Here is a 22,783-nt window from a genome sequence, read left to right as displayed (position 1 = left end):
GCCCGTAACAAAGTCTCCCCATCTTTGCAAAGGATAAAATAAAAACGTAACTTTGTCATATCACATTAATACATATATCTTATGAACGATTACCGTATTCTAGTTGTCGACGATGAAGAAGACCTCTGTGAGATACTGAAATTCAATCTTGAAAACGAAGGCTATGAGGTTGACACTGCAAACTCTGCCGAAGAAGCAATGAAGATGGACATCAGCAGCTATCATTTAATTCTCCTCGATGTGATGATGGGAGAAATCTCCGGATTCAAAATGGCGAATATCTTGAAGAAAGACAAGAAAACAGCGAAAGTGCCTATCATCTTTATCACGGCAAAAGATACTGAAAACGATACCGTGACCGGATTCAATCTGGGAGCGGACGATTATATTTCGAAACCTTTCTCTCTGCGTGAGGTCATTGCCCGTGTGAAGGCTGTACTAAGACGCACGGTAGCAACGGAAACGGAAAGAGCTCCCGAACGTCTTACTTATCAATCGCTCGTCATTGATATCACCAAGAAGAAAGTAAGTATCGACAACGAAGAAGTGCCATTGACCAAAAAAGAATTTGAGATATTGCTTCTGCTGGTACAGAATAAGGGACGTGTATTTTCGCGTGAAGACATCCTGGCCCGCATCTGGAGTGACGAAGTGTACGTGCTCGACCGTACCATCGACGTAAACATCACCCGTCTGCGTAAAAAGATTGGTGTATACGGCAAATGTATTGTCACCCGTCTCGGATACGGATACTGTTTTGAAGCTGAATAAATAATTATGCCGAATTAAATAGTTATTATGAACCTGCCTGTAACTCAAAAGCATTTTCTTTCTTTCAGCCGGAAGCTTTTCCTTTCGGTTATCTCACTGTTTCTGGTATTTGCCATTTGTTTCATTGCTTACCAGTATCAACGAGAACGGGAATACAAAATAGAACTGCTGAATACAAAATTGCAAGATTACAACAGCAGACTCTACGAACAGTTGGACGAACAAGCCATTGACAGTGAAATAATCAATGGATATGTCAACAACCATATTCTGGAGGATCTACGCGTAACCCTTATCGATATGGAAGGAAATGTGGTTTACGACAGTTATCCGAGCCATAACAGGCAGATAGAGAATCATCAGAACCGTCCGGAAGTACAAAAAGCAATAAAGCATGGCAACGGATATGACGTACGCCGTACTTCCGAAACAACCGGACTTCCCTATTTCTATTCAGCCACCCGCTATAAAGATTATATCGTTCGCTCGGCTTTGCCTTATAATGTCAGCCTCATCAACAATCTGCAAGCAGACCCGCACTATCTATGGTTTACCATCATCGTGACCTTATTATTAGTGATTATCTTCTATAAATTCACCAACAAACTGGGCACTTCCATCAACCAGCTCCGTGAATTTGCCATGCGCGCCGACCGGAACGAGCCTATCGAAATGGCTATGCAATCGGCTTTCCCGCACAATGAACTGGGGGAAATCTCCCAACATATCATTCAAATCTACAAACGACTGCACGAAACCAAAGAGGCTCTCTACATTGAGCGTGAAAAACTGATTACCCATCTTCAGATTTCACACGAAGGACTGGGTATATTCACAAAAGACAAGAAAGAAATTCTAGTCAACAACCTCTTTACCCAATACAGTAACCTGATCTCGGATTCAAATCTGGAAACGACAGAAGAAGTCTTTGCCATCAATGAACTGAAAGAAATTATTCATTTTATCAACAAGAACCAGCAAGAACGTTCAAGAGGAAAAGGTGAGAAACGAATGTCAGTCACCATCAACAAGAACGGACGGACATTTATCGTAGAATGTATCATCTTCCAGGATGCCAGCTTTGAAATCTCCATCAATGACGTCACCCAGGAAGAAGAGCAAGTAAGACTCAAACGCCAACTGACCCAAAATATCGCCCACGAATTGAAAACTCCCGTCAGCAGTATTCAGGGGTATTTGGAAACCATTGTCAGCAACGAGAATATTCCACGTGAGAAGATCAACGTATTCCTCGAACGTTGTTATGCACAAAGCAACCGTTTGAGCCGACTGTTACGTGACATCTCTGTACTCACCCGCATGGATGAAGCCGCCAGCATGATTGATATGGAACGAGTGGATATCAGTGTATTAGTAGGAAACATTATCAATGAGGTGTCACTGGAACTGGACGAAAAGCATATCACAGTAATCAACTCCCTGAAAAAGAGCATACAAATCAAAGGTAATTACTCACTGCTCTATTCCATCTTCCGCAACCTGATGGACAATGCCATTGCATACGCTGGAACCAATATTCAAATAAATATCAACTGTTTCCGCGAAGATGAGAAATTCTACTATTTCAGCTTTGCCGACACAGGTATAGGAGTGTCTCCCGAACATCTGAACCGCCTCTTCGAACGCTTCTACCGGGTAGACAAAGGACGCTCACGAAAACTGGGCGGAACAGGATTAGGGCTGGCTATCGTAAAAAATGCCGTTATTATCCACGGCGGCAACATCTCCGCCAAAAATAATCAGGGTGGCGGACTGGAATTCGTATTTACGCTGGCAAAGGAGAAATAAGGTTCTCAGTCAAATTCCGTGTTATTTAATTTATGCTAAAGACCCTTACACATCGGCCTTTCAATGAGATTTGCCAACACGAAACTTGACGAAGAACCATAAAGAAACAAGAATTACAACTCTATTTTAGCTCAAAAGGAACTCTGGACTTGACATCTGTAGCGGAAGATGCTATGACTGCCTCGAACTTACCCGCTTCTGACACCCACTGATGATGGGTGTCATCAAAGAATTTCAAAGCATCTTCATTGACAGTAAAAGTAATCTCCTTTGTCTCACCCGGAGCCAGCCTCACTTTACTGAATCCTTTCAGCTCCTTTACAGGACGAGGCAATGATGATTTCAAGTCACTGATATACAATTGTACTACTTCGCTACCCTCACGACTACCTGTATTTGTTACCGGTACAGTAATAGTAAGCGTTTCATCCGCTCCCATTACCTTCTTATCAGCTACAGCCTTTCCATATTTAAAAGTAGTATAACTCAAACCATGTCCGAAAGGAAACAAAGGTTTTGTTTTCTGTTTATCCGCCCAACGATAACCTACGAAAATTCCTTCATTGTATTCCTCATCCACAATATTACTGCCATCCGCTCTAAGAACACCCGGATAATCGCCTAATTTATGAGCACCTACCTCCTCCAGAGCAGCCGGGAAAGTAAACGGCAATTTCCCCGACGGGTTCACATCACCTGCCAAAATTGCCGCTATCGCACTGCCGGCTTCCGAACCTAAGTACCATGCCTGAAGCACAGCCGGAACATCCTTAATCCACGGCATAGATACTGCATTACCCGAGATATTGACGACAACCAGATTCTTGTTAGCCTGTGCCAAAGCTTTTATCACCTCATTTTGTCCATAAGGCAGACCAAGTTCCTTGCGGTCTGCATCCTCGCAATCCTGATGCGCACTCTTGTTCAACCCACCGACAAAGATCACATAATCAGCCTCTTTGGCAACTTCCACTGCTTCAGCAATAAGTTCTTCCGGCAAACGGTCGTCTTTCAAGTCCTGACCAGACTTCACACCGTTATACTCACCTGTAGGATCACCCACATATCCACGGGCATAAACAACTTCCGCCCTATTTCCGAATCTAGTTCTGATCCCATCCAACGGAGAAAGCTCATGTTTCACTTTCAGTGAAGAACTACCACCGCCCACTGTCATCATCTTCACAGCATTTTCACCAATCACAGCAATCTTTTTCACCTTATCCAAATCAATAGGCAATACATTGTTATTGTTCTGCAGCAACACAATACCCTCCTCACCGATATGACGGGCGGCAGCAAAATGAGCTTCCGAGCACAAAGCACCCCAAGGACGTTCCCTATCCATTGTTGTCCGATAAGCCAGACGAAGAATGCGCCTCACTTTATCATCCAACTCTTTTGTTCCTACTTTGCCTTCCTTTATCAATGTAAGATACGGATGTGCCAGATAGTAGTTATCATAAGCATTGCTTGCCCCATTGGAAAGTCCGTTTGTCCAACTGCCGAACTCCATATCCAAGCCATTATGAATAGCTTCTTCCGTGTCGTGGGTACCTCCCCAGTCGGAAACAACCACTCCGTCAAATCCCCATTCACCTTTCAGGATATCATTCAGCAAATATTGGTTATGACAACCGTGCTGACCTTTATACAAGTTGTAAGATCCCATGATGGCCCAAGCCTTGCCCTGCCGGACAGCCGCCTTGAAAGCAGGCAGATAAATTTCATACAAAGCACGGTCATCCACAATAACGTTGGTGGTATGGCGGTTCACTTCCTGATTATTCAGCGCATAGTGTTTTACGCAAGCGGCAACGCCATTCTGTTGTACCCCCTGTATATAAGGAACTACCATTTGTCCGGCCAGATAAGGGTCTTCACCCATATATTCGAAATTACGCCCGTTCAGCGGAGTACGGTAAATATTCACTCCGGGACCTAACAACACGGACTTATTACGATAACGCGCCTCTTCACCGATACTCTTTCCATAAAGCATAGACATTTCAGGATTCCATGTTGCCGCCAGACAAGTCAGTGCAGGAAAAGCCACACAAGAATCATTAGACCATCCGGCCTGTTCCCACTCATCCCAAAGCACTTCGGGACGAATACCATGAGGGCCGTCTGTCATCCAGAATTCGGGAATTCCCAAACGTGCCACACCCGGTGAGCAAAACTTGGACTGGGCATGTGTCATCGCCACTTTCTCTTCCAAAGTCATACGGTTGAGCGCATCTTCTATTCTTTCCTCTACAGGTTTTGTATTATCCAAATAAACGGGAATCGTTTGCGCCTGAACCGCACTACCCAACAATAGGGCCAACATGCCCGAAATAATCATACTTTTCATGGTCATCCATTTTTTATTTATTAACCCACAAGCCCAGCGAACGGATATAACCCGTTTGCGGCATACAATTCTCACATTTACTATTCTCTATAAATGCCGACATCGCTTTCTTTGCCACCTCCTGATCAGGGCGTGCATCCCGTATCTCTTTGTAAGTAGCGCGAGGTGCTTCCGAGAAAGCAACTACTTGCTCCCAACCTTCCGGCACCTTGATACCCATAAACGAAGAACCATCTATCTTTTTATACGGCCAGAACGTGTACCCGATGTTGTTTTCTTCCATCACCTTACAAAAAGCCGCCTGCCATTCATCAGTATTGTGACCGATTTCACCCATATACATCGGCAGGTTCACACTGTCACGGAAATTAATAAGAGTCTGGATAGCTTCCTTTGTAGGATCACCTCCGTAACGATGGCAAGTGTACATCAGTTTATCGTCATAAGCAGCGTCCTTGAACGGCTTGAAGTTACCATTCCACTGTGCTCCTCCGATCAGGACAATATGATTGTTATCCACCTCACGAATAGCTTTCAACGCACGCTTGTGCAGAGGTTCCAGCTTTGCGTTCAGTTCTTCCATATTTTCAAAATAGGGAGCGATAGGCTCGTTGATTAACTCATATCCCAATATAACAGGCTCATTCTTATAATAATCGGCAATCTCCTTCCAAATATCACAGAACAACCGTTGACTTACCTCGCTTTCAAACAGCCAGGGATAACCGTAACTGTCATCAATATTATCACCTGTCTGTCCGCCCGGAGCATCGTGCATATCCAGAATCAGGTAAAGATTATTATCACGACACCAGTTCACGACACTGTCCACACGGGCAAATCCGTCCTGCCTCCCTGTCAGCCCCATATAGTCCTCATCAGTGAAGAGTTTATAATGGAAAGGAAGACGAATGGTATTTGCCCCCGTAGAAGCGATAAATTCCACATCCTTGCGGGTGATATAGTTGTCTTTAAACTGTTTCCAAAATTCTGTCACAAAGTCCGGACCTACCATCTGACAAAACATCTCATTGATGAAACGTCCGGAATTAGTTTTATTGAAGCCGAACATATATCCTTCGGGATTCAACCAGTTACCCAGATTCGTACCTTTAATAAATAGTTTGCTGCCGTCCGGCTGAATCAAGTCCTGTCCGGACACACGCACGAATGCTTCAGGAGCAGGCGCAATTTCCTGTTGCTGCGCCTGTTTTTGCTGACATGAAGCAAATCCCCCCACAAACAATAATACATAAATTATATATTTCATACCTATTTCTAACAATTAATTTATTACTTCAAAATCAGCGGAAAGTCCTTCCTCACTGTTTGTACCCAACCACAACTTAAATTCTCCGGGCTCCACCACCTTCTTCATATCAATGTTCCAGAAAGCCAATTCACTGACGGGCAATGAGAAAGTTACAGTCTTGGTCTCTCCCGGCTGTAAAGTGACACGCTGGAAACCTTTTAACTCCTTCACCGGACGGGCTACAGAAGCCACCTTATCCTGCACATAGAGCTGGACAACTTCTGTTCCGGCATACTTTCCGGTATTCGTCACGTTCACTCTCGCCGTCAATGTAGCATTTGCCGCCAATTTATCAGCCGATAATTCCAACACATCATAGGCAAAAGTAGTATACGACAATCCGTAACCAAAGGGGAACAAAGGACCAAAACCTGCATCCATATAAAAAGAAGTGCAACCCAACGAGGTCTGCCCGGCTTCCAATGGAATATCATCAATCAATGTTTCCTTGCCGCTGGGAGCACGTCCCGTGTGATGATGCGCATAATAAACAGGGACCTGTCCCACCATCTTCGGAAAAGTAACCGGAGTCTTCCCACTCGGAACAACCTTGCCGAACAGTAAATCTGCAATAGCCGGACCACCCATCGTTCCCGGATGAAAGGAATAAAGCACGGCAGCCGATTCATCCACTTCTTTACCAATAGTGAGCGGACGACCTGCCATAACCACCGTCACCAGCGGTTTACCGGCTTTTGCCAACGCTTCAATCAATTCCGATTGCGCTCCACGTAAATTCAAATCAGCCAAGGAGTGAGCTTCGCCCGACAGAATAGATTCTTCACCGACAAAAGCCAGTACCACATCCGCCCGCCGGGCTGCTGCCACCGCCTTTGCTATACCCGAAGTCTGTTTGTCGCGGCTATAGGCCAATCCCGGTTCATAAATAATCTGAACCTTGTCTCCATACATTTCCCGCAATGCCTTCAGCGGAGTCTGTGTATGTTCCTTTTCACCATCAAACACCCACGTACCCATCTGATCATGAGGGGCATCCGCCATCGGGCCGACTACAGCAACCGTACGCACCATCTCCCCCAAAGGAAGAACCTCGTTATCATTCTTCAATAAGATGACCGACTGCTCTACTGCTTCTTTCGCTTTCGCCAAATGACTTTCCGCATATTTTACTGTTTGATCTGATATCACATAAGGATTATCGAACAACCCTAAGCGGAACTTTAAACGTAAGATATTACGAACTGCATTATCAATAGTAGCTACCGAAACCTTTTTTTCTTTTACCAAAGTCTCCAGATTTTCCATAAAGGAACCGCTTACCATCTCCATATCTATACCTGCATTGACCGACTTTTCAGCCGCTTCCTTCGCATCTTTGCAGAAACCGTGCGCAATCATCTCGGTAGCCGACGCCCAATCCGTCACAACTACGCCGTCATAATTCCATTCTCCACGCAGCACCTCTTTTAATATAAAGGAATTACCGGTAGAAGGCACTCCGTCATTATCATTAAAAGAAGTCATGAACGTGGCACACCCTGCCTTGGCAGCCGCCTCGAAAGGAGGGAAATAGACATTGCGCAATTCACGTTCCGGTATGAATGTCGAATTATAATCCTTGCCACCTTCAGCGGCACCATAACCCACAAAATGCTTGGCACATGCCGCTATGGCTGTCGGATCGTCCAGAGAATCCCCCTGAAACCCCTTAACCATCGCCGCTCCCATCACAGCAGACAGATAAGGATCTTCGCCACAACTTTCCGCCATACGTCCCCATCTCGGATCACGGGAAATATCAATCATCGGAGCAAAAGTCCAGCGAATACCATCGGCAGATGCCTCAACAGCGGCTATGCGGGCTCCGTCCTCTGCTATTCGGGGATTAAAGGTTGCCGCTTGCCCCAATGGAATAGGAAATATAGTTTTGTATCCATGAATCACATCACGCGACATCAGGACAGGAATCCCCAACCGGGATTCCTTCACAGCTATTTCCTGCACTTTATTCACCAATTCAGGGTCAGTCAGATTCAACAGAGAACCCACTTTTCCTTCTTTTATCACCCCGGCTATCTGATCAATGCTTCCATTCGGACTCAACTGATTCATCTGCCCTATTTTTTCCTGCAAAGTCATCTTACCCAGCAGTTCTTCGACCTTATTGTCTATGTCCCTATCCTTCTCACTACCAGCTTGCGGTGTGCAAGCAAAGAAAGAAAGCATAAGCAAACAGGCAGAAGACAGTTTGAAATGTTTCATCATATGTTATTCTTCTAATTTGATTATGCCTTGCTCATATCGCGTCAAAGGCGTGGCACAAGCAAGGCATTCTAAGGAAATATACTTATTAAATTAGTATGGATTCTGCGTAATTGAGCCTTGTGCAGCTTCTATTTCACTCTGAGGAATAGGAATGTATTTCTTGTTTTCTGTCCAGTCAACACGTTCCGGGACAGCCTGTCCACCCCAAGTATTTTCACCTTCCCACTGATCCTTGTCAAAATTATAGGTACGCTTAGTCCGTAGAACCACACCGGCTCCGGCTTTGAGTACAGTAGCAGCCTTTCCGGAGCGGACAAGGTCGAAATAACGTTTTCCCTCACCCACAAATTCAAGTCGACGTTCATTAATGATATTATCCACGGTAACAGGGATAGAAGCTACACCGGCACGTTCACGGACAAGATCGAAATAATCTTGCGCAAGACCGTCACCGGTAGCCAAAGCCAGTTCAGCCGCATTGAGCAATGTCTCGGCATAACGGTAAAGATGAAGATTTTCATCATGGTTCAAACCGGCATCACCTACACTGCCTTCCGTATCACCCGGACGGGGCAGGTATTTGCGCAGGAAGTAACCGGTGTTCTGATAACGACCACCATAAGTGACGGTATCCCCTTCTGCGAATTTCGCCCTTGCATATTTATCCAGATTAAGAATGGCAACATCGCGGCGACGGTCATTGTCTTCAAAAGCGTCATACACTTCTTTAGAAACAGAGCCGAACCCCCAGCCGCTTGTAAATTCAGGAGTATGCCCCTCTGCACATTTGATAGTCAAGCCATCAATGCCAATCATTTCAGGATATACAGTACCACCTGTAAAATTGGCATTCCCCCAAGTACGTTTACCTCCTTTAGCTATATAATTTACATCAAATATGATTTCTTCGTTCCATTCCTTATCAAGCGCATAAAGATCATTATAATTTTTAACCAAGTCATACTTGTGCGAATTGATGATTGCTTTCATATATCCCAAAGCCTTTCCGTAACGAGACTGGTCTTTCTGGTACATCACATAATCAGCGTAAATCATGGAAGCAGCAGCTTGCGTCATACGTCCGGCCCATTCGTCGGGTTGTTTCATCGGAAGTACTTCACTGTCCAGCACGCTCTCCAAATCGACAACCACCTTTTCATAAACCTGATCTACAGTTAATTGATCTGCCAGATAAGGAAGGCTGGTCAAGTTCTCTTCATAAAAAGGAATATTGCCCCATGTTTTCCAAAGAACAAGATAATACCAGGCACGCATCGCACGGCCTTCGGCTATAAAAAGAGCCTTTTTATCATCGGATAGATCTGAATCCTTCGCATTATCAATCAACCGGATAGACCGATTGATACCTGAATAACTTGTTGTCCACGCTCCATCGATATTATTACGGGGATCGGACTTGTACTGGGAAATCAGGTGAATCTGTGACTGGTCGGATGTGTTGCCGCCACCGACATACATATCATCGGCCATAGAGTCCCATACCAAGCTCAAGGGTGCCCATCCACCAAAGTAGTCATACCATTGCATCGGATCGTAAGCAGCCACTGCTGACTCCATCATTCGGGATTCTGTAGTATAATATCCGTCAATGGGCAAGCTGCTTGAAGGCTCAACTGACAGGAAGTCGTCGCCGCAAGATGCTGTACCCAGCATCAAAGCCAGAGCGGCGAAGCTATATAATGTAAACTTTTTCATATCTGTATGCTTTATATTCATTAAAAATTAAGATTAACACCTACGGTAAAGGTACGCGCCTGAGGATAGTAACCACGGTCGATACCATTGGAACGTTCGTCACCATTGAGTTCCGGATCCAGACCTTTATAAGAAGTCATTGTCAGCAGGTTCTCGGCAGCCACATAGAAACGAAGCTTCTGAATAAAGATCTTCTGAGTCAGGTAGGACGGCAATGTATAACCCAACTGAATGTTCTTGATACGTGCGTAAGAACCATTATGGACATAAAGATCAGAAACACGCCAGTTATCATTGTTGTTTGCCCAAGAAAAACGAGGCATTGTATTGGAAGTTCCTTCACCATGCCAACGATTCATAAACTCTGCGGGAAGATTCACATAGCGGCAGTCCAGACGACGGGTTACGTCCATGATTTCCTGCCCCATAGCACCTGACAGCAACATGCTGAAGTCGATATTTTTCCAGGAAGCATTGAGGTTCAAACCGAATGTCCAATCAGGAGTTCCCTTACCAATCATTGTCTTATCCTTATCATTGATCTCTCCGTTCTTGTCAAAGTCTACAAAGATTACGTCACCCGGCACTGCGTTGGGCTGCAGCTTCTGCCCTTTATCATTCACGTAAGCATCAATCTGCTCCTTGTTCTGGAAGATACCGTTTGTTTTATAACCATAGAAATAAGGATATGGCATTCCGTTTTCCGCACGGGATACGTTACCAATCTGGTGAACATTGTCATACATCTCAAAGCCATCGGCATTCCCCAGATTAATCAATTCATTTTTCAGATAGCTGGCATTAGCGGATATTCCGAAGTTCCAGTCACCTTTATTGAACTTATACCCCAATTCCAGTTCAACTCCCTCATTCTTCATCGAACCAACGTTGCCCCAAGGCTTGGACTCACCCAAGTAAGAAGGAATACTCATTTCCTTCAGCATGCCATTCGTCTTCTTGTAGAAATAATCCACCGTGAAAGTCAAAGCATTGTTGAAGAAGCCGAAATCCAGACCGGCATCATATTGTTCCGATTCTTCCCATTTCAAGTCCTTATTGGGAGTGCCGGACGGCTTACTACCCATGACGATGCTCTGGTGTCCCGGAGTGCCGAACACATAGTTGTTGCCGATAGCTACATTGGCCATATAACGGAAAGCTCCGATATTTTCGTTACCGTTCTTCCCCCAAGAGAGGCGCAGTTTTGTATTAGTCAACCATGATGGACGTTGATCCATCCACTTTTCATTTGTTATGTTCCATCCTAAAGATACGGAAGGGAAGGTAGCCCATTTGTTATTAGGACCGAAGTTAGACGAACCGTCACGACGCACAGTAACCTGTAACATATAGCGTTCATCATAGTTATAGCTCAACCGCCCGAAGTAGGAAGCCAACGTTGTCGGGTCAAATGCCCCACCGGTGGCATTACGTTTACCTGCAGACTGCAAACCGGTTGTGAAATCCAAGTTTGCCTTGTCCCCAATATATTCAATCATATCCATTGCATCGCCCTTTAATCCGCGTCCTGTATACTTCTTGGCCGACTGCCCCAACACAACCGCAAAAGAATGAACACCAAACGTTTTGTCATACGTCAACACATTCTCAATCTGCCACGTATAGCCACGATTCATTTCAGACCACACTTTCGATTTGTCATTCGTAGCATTTTTATTCAGATAGTGAGGATGATTCCATCCGTCTTTTCCCCAGAATGCGAGGTCGGAACCCCAAGAGAATTTATATTTCAAATGATCCCAAACACTTAGTTCGGCAGCCAAAGTAGCGATAATCTTATCAGAATTATTCTTTTCATAGGGTAAGGAAAGTCTTGCAAGCGGATTTGCAAGTTCATTGAAATCACTGCTCGGCATGGAAAGCAACTGTCCGCTACGTTTGTCGTAGATAGGGTCACCATAAGTATTCCGGTCATAATTCTGAAGTTCGCTTTCATCTTTAGCGTAAACGGACATGGTAGGATCCATGAACAAAGCGTCGCCGAGCGGAGATCCGGTCAGACTGCCGGCAGTGACCCCCACACTATTCACGCGAGAATAAGCTATGTTCATAGAGAATGTCATCTTTTTCAGCCAATTACGTTGTTCCGATTCGTCAAACAGCGTGTACATTGTGTTGCTACGCAGTGACAGACGTTGGTAGTTGGAAGCATCGTAGTTTCCCCCAATGATACCGTCCTGATCATAATATCCTAATGAAAAATAGTAATTTACCTTCTCGGAAGCACCGCTGATGCTTAACTGGTGATTCTGGACCGGAGCATTATCATAGAACAAGGCGTCCTGCCAATTGGTGCCCGAACCTAAAGAAGCAACCTGTTCAAAACGGGGAGACTCGCCTGCATAATCGGCAGCCTCATTCATCAATGTAGCATATTGGGTAGCATTCAGCATATCCCGCTTCTTCCATGCACTTTGCCATCCATAAGAGAAGTCATAACTCACTTTAGTTTTGCCGATACTACCTTTCTTTGTAGTAACGAGAACAACACCATTTGCCGCACGAGCCCCATAAACGGCTCCGGAAGCTGCATCTTTCAATACTTCGATACTGGCAATATCAGCGGGATTGATATTATCAATACCACCGTCTACCGGCATACCATCAATAATGTAAAGCGGGTCGGAGTTGTTGATAGTACCAATACCACGCACACGTACTCTTGAGCTCGCTCCCGGCTGACCATTGAGGGTAGTGACCTGAACACCGGCTGCCAGACCTTTCAACGCATTGTCCACACGTGTGGGAGATGTTCTGCTCAAATCTTCGGAAGAGACCTTGGCAATAGAGGCCGTTACCACACTCTTCTTCTGAGTACCATAACCAATCACTACTATCTCATCCAAAGTTTTCGTATCTTCCCGTAAAATAATGTTGAGCGGAGCGATAGTAGCTTTCACAATTTGCGGAAGATAACCTACGTAGGTTATTTCAATCTCTACCCCCTCTTCTACATTGGAGAGAGAAAAAGCACCATCAAGATTAGTAATAGTACCGTTATTAGTACCTTTTACCAATACACTCGCACCGATAATGGGCTCACCGGTTACATCTTTTACTATTCCTTTCACAGTCTGCTGGGCAAACATACCGATAGAAAAGAAAAACAGCAAGCATCCGACAGATAACATATATCTGAACGCTTGCGTCTTTTTTAAATCATTTCTCATAACACAAAATATTAAAGTTAACACTCAAATTTCTTATGACTTTTGTCAACGCAAAGATAAAACAAGTACATATAGCCTGTATGAGCAGGTAAAGCGCAAAAGTAAATCACCATTTTTGATAATAATCTAATTATTAACGTATTACTCTAAAAAGAAGAGAGCAAAAAGTAAACTTTAATAAATAAAACGGGAAGAGGTATTCATCATCAAACGATTATATAACCTAACTTTTTCCTAAAGAACATCCGCCATATTTAAAAGGATTGACTTATATTTGTACGTCTAACCAAATATAGTACAATGAAACATCTGTTTACCTTATTACTTTTATTTACTTCTACCTTTTTGTCTGCTGACTCCCATAATATGGAAATTGAGTCTCTTCTATCAAAATTAGATTCTTTAATCGCGCGAAAGGATGACTTCGTCGCTGCTAAAGAGGCCAAAATAAACCAACTCCATAATCAGGGACGGAATATCCGTACATCAGAAGAACGCTATTGGCTGAACAAGATGTATTACGATGAATATTTCGTTTATAATTCCGATTCCGCCATGATTTATGTAGACCAGAATCTGGACATCGCCGACAAGCTAAATAAAAAAGAATGGAAAGCGGAGTGGAAAATCAAGAAGTCTTTTCTTCTGGCCGCTACCGGTTTGTTGAAGGAGGCATTAGATGAATTACGCAATGTTTCGAGCCAATTACTCACCCCTGAACTGAAAGTGGAATATTACGGACAGTTGATGTATCTGTACTCCCATTTCGGACAGTATTCAGGAGATGACAATACAAATATCCGTGAAGGATATTATGAGAAAGAAAAAGCATATAAAGACTCTATCTATGCCTATATCACCCCTCAAGACCCTTTCTATTTATGGTACAAAGGGTGGAAATTTCTGGGAAGCACTGATACGGAATCCATAAAGAAAGAACTCTTGAATGAAGTAGAGAGGTCATCCCTGGAAACCCGACGTGATGCAATGAATGCCTATATCCTAGCCTGCCTTTATCAGGATAGCAATCAACAAAACGAGTATTTGAAATATATGATTTATTCGGCAATGGCGGATGTGAAAACAGCAAACAAGGACATTGCTTCGCTGGAAGAGCTGTCAAAAACATTGTATGAACTGAATGATATAGACCGTGCCTATACCTATATTAATTACTGCCTCCAAAACGCCCAACTTTATCGTAACCGGGTACGTGTTATCGGCATTTCGGAAACACAAGACGCCATTCATCGGACCTATCAAGAAAGAAATATCCGACAGGAAGCCCGTTTGCATACATTCTTGTTTCTGGTCAGTATTCTTTCAATCATCTTACTGATTGCCATTCTCTATATCTATATGCAAATGAAGCGACTGGCATATTCACGCTCCCAACTGAATGAAAGCAATCTGTTGCTGAACAAACATGTGGACGAACTGTCGGAAACCCATCAACTGTTGGAAAAAGCAAACGCCCAGTTACAGTCGTTAAATGAACAGTTGAAAGAAACAAACGCCCAACTTCGCGAATCCAATTATGTAAAGGAAGAATATATAGGTTACGTTTTTTCCATCTGTTCCAACTATATCAGCAAGCTGGACGAATTCCGTAAAAGTATTAACAGGAAAATGAAAGCCAAACAATTTGATGACATAAAAGAATTGACAGACTCTCCGATTATGGCACAGAATGAGTTGAAAGAGCTTTACCATAACTTCGACGCCATCTTTCTACATGTCTATCCCAATTTTGTCGAAGACTTCAACGCCCTGCTGCATCCCGACGAGCAGATTTTACTAAAAGATGGAGAATTACTGAATACCGAACTACGCATATATGCGCTGGTACGTCTGGGAATTAACGATAGCGTAAAGATAGCCGAATTCTTACATTGCTCTCCGCAGACGGTCTACAACAACCGACTGAAGACACGAAACAAAGCCATTGTACCGAAAGATGAGTTCGCCAATACAGTGAAGAGTCTGGGCAAAATGCAAGAATGACCACTGTACATACTTTCTTAAAAAAGGAATATTAAAACACACGAGAATACAATAGATTGGATCACCGTGCGGAAGATTACCTAAATGCGTAGCATTTTCCTTCAGCGGAATCCTATATTTTACATTTTAGAACGTTTTTCTTTCAACACAAAAGTAATTTACCAACATACGACTCTTTTGGAAAGACAAATCATCGGTATACGGTCTTTTTGCCATTTTCCTTTTATCACCCGACGAAAACCAACCAGCTCAAAAAAGGGACCTTTTTATGCCTTCGCAGCTTCCTCACCGAGAAACCAAAGGTTTGTCGGTGAGAAACAGAAGGTTCATCGGTGAGAAACCAAAGCTATATCGGTAAGAAATGGAAGCTTTACTTACCCCCCAAAGTGCATATTCCTCGCTAAAACATACAAAATAAGCCGGAGTTTCTGCATATTCTTGCATTTGTTTATGCAATTTCTCTTCTGTTTTAATCATGTTGAAGTATTCTTTTTCGATGGAAATCTTAAAAACAGAACATGATCCTCTTTCCAGCTCATCCTTTCCCGAACTTCCCAAATTCACCATTTGAAACTCCGGTAACTGAAAAAAAGATGATTTTTTTGATAAAAATAAAAAGAAAGCTATCTTTGTCTTCAATACATGTATACTTCAATGCACATATATAAGTTAAATGAAAAATAGCAAGTCATGAAAACGAATATAAATATCCTATTTACTTTGTGTATTCTCCTTCTTTGTGCCTGTAAAAGTGGAAACGCTTCCAATCAATGTGAAAACGAAGCGCCCCGGGATACTATTACAACCTTCATCCTGCCTGCCATCCCCACAATGATGACAGCTCCCGAACAACGAGCAGATTTTTTAGTGAAACACTATTGGGATCATGTCAACTTCGCCGACACCAATTACATCCACCACCCCGAAATAACCGAGCAAGCCTGGGCAGACTATTGCGACATACTGAATCATGTCCCTTTGGAAACCGCACAAGAAGCCATGCGGAAAACAATCGAGCGAACGAACGCAGACAAAAAGGTATTCACCTACATCACCGATCTGGCTGATAAATATCTCTACGACCCCAACTCCCCCATGCGTAACGAAGAATTCTACATCCCCGTATTAGATGCTATGTTAACTTCCCCCCTGCTAGAGGAAATAGAAAAAGTACGTCCCAAAGCCCGCCGGGAATTGGCCCAGAAAAACCGCATCGGCACCAAAGCCCTGAACTTCAACTACACGCTGGCCTCCGGCGCGCAAGGTTCCCTCTACCAACAACAAACGGATTACATCCTGCTATTCATCAACAACCCAGGTTGCCATGCCTGCACAGAAACGATAGACGCTCTGAAAAACGCCCCTATCATCAACCAACTTCTGGAACAAAAGAAACTAACAGTCCTCTCCGTCTATCCTGACGAAGAACTGGACGAATGGCGAAACCACCTGAATGAATTCCCCAAAGAATGGATCAACGGATACGACAAGAAACTCGCCATCAAAGAACAACAACTATACGACTTGAAAGCAATCCCCACCCTCTACCTTCTCAACAAGGAAAAAACTGTGCTCTTAAAAGACGCCACCGCACAAGCTGTTGAAGAATACCTGCTAATGAAAAGCAATAAATAAACATACACAAGAAATCCCTGTTGACATACAGCATATAAGCCAACATAGGCCGCTTGATTAACATAGAAAAGATAGTGACGGTATATGCTCAAGATACTAACGGTATCCTTACCATATACCGTCACTATTTACACCGGATAGCGTCACCATTTCCCAAAAGACTCTCCCCCACCAACAACCAACCTACCTCCCCCCACCTCACACCCACCTCACGCCTACCTCACACCCACCCCACACGCCTCCCCGGCCTCGTTTTTTCAGCGTCAAGCGCAGGTGTTTTCTTCGGCGTCAAAAAGGGCAGACTGTTTGAGCGTAGCGAGTTTCTGCCCTTTAGCCGGAGGAAGCACCGGAGTAGCTGAAAAAACGCAGCCTTGATCCTTTCTTTTTGGTTCTTTCTCTTTCGTATCAAGACGAAAGAAAAAGAACATCCCCTTGGAAAAAACAAATAAACTCCCTATCTTTGTCGCGCATTGGTTTGCGACTCCCATGCGGGGGAAGCAATTAAAAGGGAATCAGGTGCAAGTCCTGAACAGTCCCGCTGCTGTAAGTTCCATACAAGTTACAAGCAATTCACTCATTGCCACTGGAGACCAATCCGGGAAGGCGTTTGTAACAGGAATAAGTCAGAAGACCTACCATGCAAATAAGTTTCACTGCTTTCGAGGAAAAAGCGTTGAGTCTAATGAACCGGACAAGTCGTCTATCATTTCATTCATCACTCTGATTCAGAGAAAGTGTGTTAAAACGAATAAACTCTGCCAAGTTTATTTATGCGTGTCCGGTCGAAGGGATTTCGCCCGGACACTTATAAACAACAACATACTGAAAAAGGAATAAATGAAAAAAAGAACATTTAATAAAGTGATCTTTGCAGTATTCAGCTGCCAATTCTTATCCATACCACTTTTTGCACAACAGCAAAAGGTAGATACGACACATACATATTCTATTCCCGAAATAACAGTATCAGATATCTATCAGACCCGCGAAGTACGCTCAACCGCTCCCCTGCAAGTCTTCTCCAAAGACGCCCTGAAAAACCTGCACGCCCTGCAAGTCTCCGACGCGGTGAAACACTTTGCCGGAGTGACTGTAAAAGATTACGGAGGCATCGGCGGACTGAAAACAGTATCCATACGAAGCCTGGGAGCCCAACATACCGCTGTCGGCTATGACGGAATTACCCTGACCGATTGCCAAACAGGCCAAATTGATATAGGTCGCTTCTCGCTCGATAATGTTGACAGACTTTCTCTAAACAACGGACAAAGCGATAATATCTTCCAACCTGCCCGCTTCTTTGCAGCAGCAGGCATACTGAATATCCAGACACTTACCCCACTATTCACGAAGGACAAAAAGACCAACGTAGCAGGAGCTTTCAAAACAGGTTCCTGGGGATTAGTCAATCCCTCCCTCCTGCTGGAACAACAATTCAATAAAACATGGAGCATGTCAGTCAGTGGCGAATGGATGTCCTCTGACGGACATTATCCATATACACTGCGCTATGGAAGTGCAGAAGGAGATCTGTCCTCACGTGAGAAACGGAAAAATACAGACGTACAGACATTCCGTGCTGAAGCCGGACTTTACGGCAACTTCTCCGATAAAGAACAATGGCGGTTGAAAGCCTACTACTTCCAGTCCTCCCGGGGACTACCCAAAGCTACAACCTTCTATAACGACCACTCCACACAACACTTGTGGGATAAAAACACTTTCATACAAAGTCAATACAAGAAAGAATTCAGTCAGCAATGGGTGTTCCAAACCTCTGCCAAGTGGAATTGGAGCTATCAACGTTATCTGGACCCCGATACCAAGAACTCTTTAAAGAAAACGGAAAACAGCTATTATCAGCAGGAATATTACCTTTCCGCTTCTGTACTATACAGACTGTTGAGCAACCTCTCATTCTCTCTTTCCACCGACGGAAGCATCAACACCATGAACGCCGATCTAAACAACTTTGTACATCCCACGCGCTATTCATGGCTAACGGCATTCGCCGGCAAATACGTGAATGACTGGTTAACAATCTCCGCATCCGCATTGGCAACCGTTATCAATGAAGATGTAAAGAAAGGCGGCAGTGCCGGCAATCACCGTAAACTAACCCCTTACGTAAGTGCCGCATTCAAACCTTTTCATCATGAAGAATTCCGTGTACGCTTCTTCTATAAAGATATTTTCCGCCTGGCAAGTTTCAACGACTTATATTACGAAGAAGTAGGCAATACCCAACTAAAGCCGGAAAAAGCCAAACAATACAACATCGGACTGACATACAGCAAGAATGTATGCCCATTCCTACCCTATTTGTCAGCAACCGTCGATGCTTATTATAATAAGGTTACAGATAAAATCATCGCTTATCCTACCAAGAACCTTGCCGTATGGAGCATGAAAAACCTGGGTGAAGTTGACATCAAAGGCATTGATGCTACAGGAAGTCTCTCCCTCCAACCCTGGGAAAAAATCCGCATCAACCTCTCGGGTAACTACACATACCAACGAGCATTAGACGTTACCCCACCCGATCCAAGCACGTATGAATCGACATACAAACATCAAATAGCTTACACTCCCCGCGTCTCCGCTTCGGGACAGGCAGGCGTCGAAACACCGTGGATCAATCTGTCTTATTCATTCCTTTTTTCCGGAAAACGCTATGCATTAGGACAAAACATTGCCGAAAACAGATTGGATAGCTATAGCGACCACAGCATTTCTGCAAGCCGTGATTTTCAGATCAGAAAAATCACGACCTCTCTCAGCGTGGAAGTATTGAACCTGATGGATAAGAATTACGAGATTGTGAAATACTTCCCAATGCCCGGACGATCCGTAAGGGCTACAATAAAAATAAGATATTAACTATTATAAAGGTAAGATATTGACGTGAAAAGGAAACTAATATATATATTCTCGTGCTGGCTGTCATTCATAATCTTATTTGTGGCATGTGATGATATGGAGGACAAGCCCTTCACATCAGGCATTATAGGCGATCCGACAGAAACGGGTACCGCCGAATTATATGTATTATGCGAAGGACTGTTCAATCAGAACAATAGCTCGCTGGCACGTTTTTCTTTCGGCAACCAGCAAATGGTTCGTGACTATTTCAAAGCAGTCAACCATCGGGGATTAGGAGATACAGCCAACGATATGGCTATTTATGGAAGCAAGATATATGTGATAGTCAATATCTCCAGTACGATAGAAGTGATAGACTTTCGTACGGGAAGCTCATTGAAACAGATTCAGATGTTGGCAGAAAACGGAAGTTCCCGTCAGCCACGCTACATCGCTTTTCACAAAGAAAAGGCATACGTATGTTCATACGATGGAACCGTTGCACGCATAGACACCACCTCCCTATCCATAGAAGCTATCACATCAGTGGGACGCAACCCCGACGGTATTTGTGTACAAAACGAAAAGTTATATATTTCCAATTCCGGCGGATTGGACTATTCATCAGGATTGGGTGTAGACAACACGGTATCTGTTGTCGATATTGCCACATTTAAAGAAAGTAGGAAACTAACAGTAGGCCCGAATCCCGGTAAAATAGCAGCAGGTCCGGACGAAACCGTTTATGTAGCCACCCGTGGCGAAGATGTAGAAGCCGGCGATTATAACTTCGTCAAGATAGATTGCCGGACAAACAAGGTTACTCAATCTAACGAGAAAGTGCAAAACTTCGCCATCGACGGAGACATAGCCTACCTATACAATTACAACTATACCACACAGACTTCTTCTATCAAGATGTTCAATCTGAAAACAGAAGAAACAATCCGTGAGAATTTCATAACCGATGGAACTGTAATAAAGACACCTTACGGTATCAATATCAACCCTTACAGCAACAATGTATATATCACCGAAGCCCGTGATTACACCACTTACGGTGACCTACTTTGTTTCAACCAACAAGGACAACTCCTGTTCCGTCTGAACAACATCGGACTTAACCCGAATACAATCGCATTCAGTGACAAAGCCTCACAAAGCGATATTGATGACAACGATGATGAGAAAGAAAACCCTCTGGCTTTCGCCAATAAAGTATGGGAATATCGCCCAGCTCCCGGACAGTTTATCAACACTACCACTTCAGCATATAAGGAGGGCTTTACTTATGATGATATACTAGAAGAAGCAACCCGCAGAATCCAGCAAAAATCACTCCTTACATTGGGAGGATTCGGCGGTTACATTGTTTTAGGATTCCCACAACCCATTCCGAATGTAACAGGAGAATATGACTTCAAGATAAAAGGCAATGCTTATTATAACTCCAAAACCGGAACAGGAGCATTGGGCGGAAGTGCCGAACCGGGGATCGTATTTGTATCCAAAGATGTAAATGGTAATGGAAAGCCTGATGATGAGTGGTATGAATTGAAAGGAAGCGAATACGGGAAAGACACAGAAACACGCGGATATGAAATAACCTATCACCGTCCGAATCCTGCCAACCTAAAAGTTTTTTGGAAAGACAATCAAGGCAACGAAGGATATATCTTCCGTAACAGCTTCCATAACCAAGAATCATATTATCCACTTTGGATAGAAAGTGATGAAATCACATTTCAGGGAACACGTCTAAAAGATAATGCCGTTTTGGAGAATGGATTATGGGTAGGATATTGCTATCCGTGGGGATATGCAGACAACCATCCTAACAGCAAGGAAGGAAGTAATTTCAAGATAGATTGGGCTGTGGATAGCAATGGCAGTCCGGCAGACTTGGATCAAATCGACTTCGTGAAGATTATGACCGCAGTCAATCAGGATGCAGGACAAATGGGTGAAATATCAACCGAAGTCACAACGATCGAGAACTTACATTTCAAGAAATAATCAATAATTAATTAATAACTAAAATCAGAAAAGAACATGAAGAAATTATCTTTATTATTACTGTTATCAGTATTTGTATTTTGTGGCTGTAGCGATGATGACGATACAAAAACATACGTGCTTAGCCTGCCCAATTACGAAACTCATACACTTGATATGGGCGATCAAGAAAATCCGGATGATTCATGGTCTGTTAGTAGCGACTGGGGGACAACTAACTACAAATATAATCTATTAACAGACGCTAGTGGAATCTTTGAATTTGACTGTGTATCTTCAACATACGGTTTCTATTCAGATAGTTTTGCATTTACAAATTGTACAGAAAAAGATTGCCCAGACTTCGCAACTTATGATTATCGCGCTATCACTAAAAAAGGAGTAATCAATAATACATACGTTATCGTGGGAGCTGCCGGATATAAAATTGGAGAAAATTCTGATAAAGAAGCCGCAATCCGTTTCAGAGACCACGACAACTCGAACAAATTGGAATCCTATAGAGTAAAAGGACTATATTTAACAAACTGTGTCTATGCTTACAATAGTATGAAGGAAGGTAGTTCTATATTCGAAGGAAAAGATAAATTTGGAAATACAGATTCTTTCAAAATCATCATCTATAATATGGATAAAACTCAAAGTGTAGAGTGCACTTTAGGTGAAGGAACCCAATTTGTAACTACATGGAAATGGGTAGACCTAACTTCATTAGGCGAAACTGAGGGATTGAAATTCAATATCAAGACTACCAAAGAAAACCAGTGGGGTGCAATGACCCCAACCTATTTCTGTCTTGACGGTATTACTATCGAAGACTAAATAACCAACTGTTTGCTTGATCGGGATTGACATCAATCGACCGCATAATTTTAAAGAGCCGGA

13 protein-coding genes and 1 riboswitch are annotated in these 22,783 nt (G+C 43.5%); of the genes, 7 read left to right on the top strand and 6 right to left on the bottom strand.

Features of this window, described 5'->3' with window-relative positions; translation table 11 throughout:
• Positions 1-81: 81 nt before the first annotated feature.
• A complete protein-coding gene (locus I2I04_RS12550) occupies positions 82-771 on the top strand; it encodes a response regulator transcription factor (protein ID WP_143259540.1) in 690 nt (229 codons plus the stop codon).
• Positions 772-798: 27 nt separating this feature from the next.
• Positions 799-2,580, top strand: coding sequence for a sensor histidine kinase (locus tag I2I04_RS12545; RefSeq protein ID WP_143259539.1), 1,782 nt, complete (start codon positions 799-801; stop codon positions 2,578-2,580).
• A gap of 121 nt (positions 2,581-2,701) precedes the next feature.
• Here the strand turns inward: I2I04_RS12545 and I2I04_RS12540 are convergent, their stop codons facing one another.
• The 5 genes from I2I04_RS12540 to I2I04_RS12520 all read right to left on the bottom strand — a co-directional run bounded on the left by I2I04_RS12540 (position 2,702) and on the right by I2I04_RS12520 (position 13,381).
• The gene (locus tag I2I04_RS12540; RefSeq protein ID WP_410489776.1) at positions 2,702-4,927 is read right to left on the bottom strand and encodes a glycoside hydrolase family 3 C-terminal domain-containing protein; all 2,226 of its coding nucleotides are present in this window, start codon (positions 4,925-4,927) and stop codon (positions 2,702-2,704) included.
• Positions 4,928-4,949: 22 nt separating this feature from the next.
• Positions 4,950-6,206, bottom strand: a complete 1,257-nt coding sequence (locus I2I04_RS12535; RefSeq protein ID WP_195655151.1) for a glycoside hydrolase family 5 protein — start codon at positions 6,204-6,206, stop codon at positions 4,950-4,952.
• 15 nt (positions 6,207-6,221) lie between these two features.
• On the bottom strand, positions 6,222-8,471 hold the full coding sequence (gene bglX / locus I2I04_RS12530) for a beta-glucosidase BglX (protein WP_195655214.1): 2,250 nt from the start codon (positions 8,469-8,471) through the stop codon (positions 6,222-6,224).
• Positions 8,472-8,564: 93 nt separating this feature from the next.
• Positions 8,565-10,190 (bottom strand): RagB/SusD family nutrient uptake outer membrane protein, encoded by a 1,626-nt coding sequence (locus I2I04_RS12525; RefSeq protein WP_195655150.1) that lies wholly within the window; start codon positions 10,188-10,190, stop codon positions 8,565-8,567.
• Positions 10,191-10,210: 20 nt separating this feature from the next.
• Positions 10,211-13,381 carry a SusC/RagA family TonB-linked outer membrane protein gene (locus I2I04_RS12520; RefSeq protein WP_195655149.1) on the bottom strand — a complete coding sequence of 1,057 codons (3,171 nt, stop codon included), beginning with the start codon at positions 13,379-13,381 and terminating at the stop codon, positions 10,211-10,213.
• Positions 13,382-13,681: 300 nt separating this feature from the next.
• Between I2I04_RS12520 and I2I04_RS12515 the strand changes: the two genes are divergently transcribed.
• Positions 13,682-15,385: a DUF6377 domain-containing protein gene (locus tag I2I04_RS12515; protein WP_195655148.1), complete on the top strand. Its 1,704-nt coding sequence runs from the start codon at positions 13,682-13,684 to the stop codon at positions 15,383-15,385.
• Positions 15,386-15,670: 285 nt separating this feature from the next.
• Here the strand turns inward: I2I04_RS12515 and I2I04_RS12510 are convergent, their stop codons facing one another.
• Positions 15,671-15,952 carry a hypothetical protein gene (locus I2I04_RS12510; RefSeq protein WP_229126988.1) on the bottom strand — a complete coding sequence of 94 codons (282 nt, stop codon included), beginning with the start codon at positions 15,950-15,952 and terminating at the stop codon, positions 15,671-15,673.
• A 123-nt stretch (positions 15,953-16,075) separates the two neighbouring features.
• Between I2I04_RS12510 and I2I04_RS12505 the strand changes: the two genes are divergently transcribed.
• The 4 genes from I2I04_RS12505 to I2I04_RS12490 all read left to right on the top strand — a co-directional run bounded on the left by I2I04_RS12505 (position 16,076) and on the right by I2I04_RS12490 (position 22,720).
• Entirely contained in the window at positions 16,076-17,020 is a 945-nt protein-coding gene (locus I2I04_RS12505) for a DUF5106 domain-containing protein (RefSeq protein ID WP_195655146.1), read from the top strand.
• Positions 17,021-17,474: 454 nt separating this feature from the next.
• Positions 17,475-17,675, top strand: a riboswitch (cobalamin riboswitch).
• Positions 17,676-17,857: 182 nt separating this feature from the next.
• Positions 17,858-19,900, top strand: a complete 2,043-nt coding sequence (locus I2I04_RS12500) for a TonB-dependent receptor plug domain-containing protein (protein ID WP_195655145.1) — start codon at positions 17,858-17,860, stop codon at positions 19,898-19,900.
• A gap of 24 nt (positions 19,901-19,924) precedes the next feature.
• Positions 19,925-21,898 (top strand): YncE family protein, encoded by a 1,974-nt coding sequence (locus I2I04_RS12495; RefSeq protein WP_195655144.1) that lies wholly within the window; start codon positions 19,925-19,927, stop codon positions 21,896-21,898.
• Positions 21,899-21,934: 36 nt separating this feature from the next.
• Positions 21,935-22,720 (top strand): DUF4465 domain-containing protein, encoded by a 786-nt coding sequence (locus I2I04_RS12490; RefSeq protein WP_143259528.1) that lies wholly within the window; start codon positions 21,935-21,937, stop codon positions 22,718-22,720.
• Positions 22,721-22,783: the final 63 nt, after the last annotated feature.

The sequence above is a fragment of the Bacteroides sp. 1001136B_160425_E2 genome (assembly GCF_015559655.1).
Classification (GTDB): Bacteria; Bacteroidota; Bacteroidia; order Bacteroidales; family Bacteroidaceae; genus Bacteroides; species Bacteroides luhongzhouii.
The sequence above is the reverse complement of the archived record's forward strand: the minus strand, read 5'-3'. Positions and strand labels throughout refer to the sequence as shown.

Excerpts from the sequence above, each read along its gene's own strand:
- I2I04_RS12540 (WP_410489776.1), bottom strand. The coding sequence starts at position 4,927 with ATGATTATTTCGGGCATGTTGGCCCTATTGTTGGGTAGTGCGGTTCAG.
- I2I04_RS12510 (WP_229126988.1), bottom strand. The coding sequence starts at position 15,952 with ATGGTGAATTTGGGAAGTTCGGGAAAGGATGAGCTGGAAAGAGGATCA.
- I2I04_RS12520 (WP_195655149.1), bottom strand. The coding sequence starts at position 13,381 with ATGAGAAATGATTTAAAAAAGACGCAAGCGTTCAGATATATGTTATCT.
- I2I04_RS12490 (WP_143259528.1), top strand. The coding sequence starts at position 21,935 with ATGAAGAAATTATCTTTATTATTACTGTTATCAGTATTTGTATTTTGT.
- I2I04_RS12525 (WP_195655150.1), bottom strand. The coding sequence starts at position 10,190 with ATGAAAAAGTTTACATTATATAGCTTCGCCGCTCTGGCTTTGATGCTG.
- I2I04_RS12505 (WP_195655146.1), top strand. The coding sequence starts at position 16,076 with ATGAAAACGAATATAAATATCCTATTTACTTTGTGTATTCTCCTTCTT.
- I2I04_RS12545 (WP_143259539.1), top strand. The coding sequence starts at position 799 with ATGAACCTGCCTGTAACTCAAAAGCATTTTCTTTCTTTCAGCCGGAAG.
- I2I04_RS12550 (WP_143259540.1), top strand. The coding sequence starts at position 82 with ATGAACGATTACCGTATTCTAGTTGTCGACGATGAAGAAGACCTCTGT.
- bglX (WP_195655214.1), bottom strand. The coding sequence starts at position 8,471 with ATGAAACATTTCAAACTGTCTTCTGCCTGTTTGCTTATGCTTTCTTTC.
- I2I04_RS12535 (WP_195655151.1), bottom strand. The coding sequence starts at position 6,206 with ATGAAATATATAATTTATGTATTATTGTTTGTGGGGGGATTTGCTTCA.
- I2I04_RS12515 (WP_195655148.1), top strand. The coding sequence starts at position 13,682 with ATGAAACATCTGTTTACCTTATTACTTTTATTTACTTCTACCTTTTTG.
- I2I04_RS12500 (WP_195655145.1), top strand. The coding sequence starts at position 17,858 with ATGAAAAAAAGAACATTTAATAAAGTGATCTTTGCAGTATTCAGCTGC.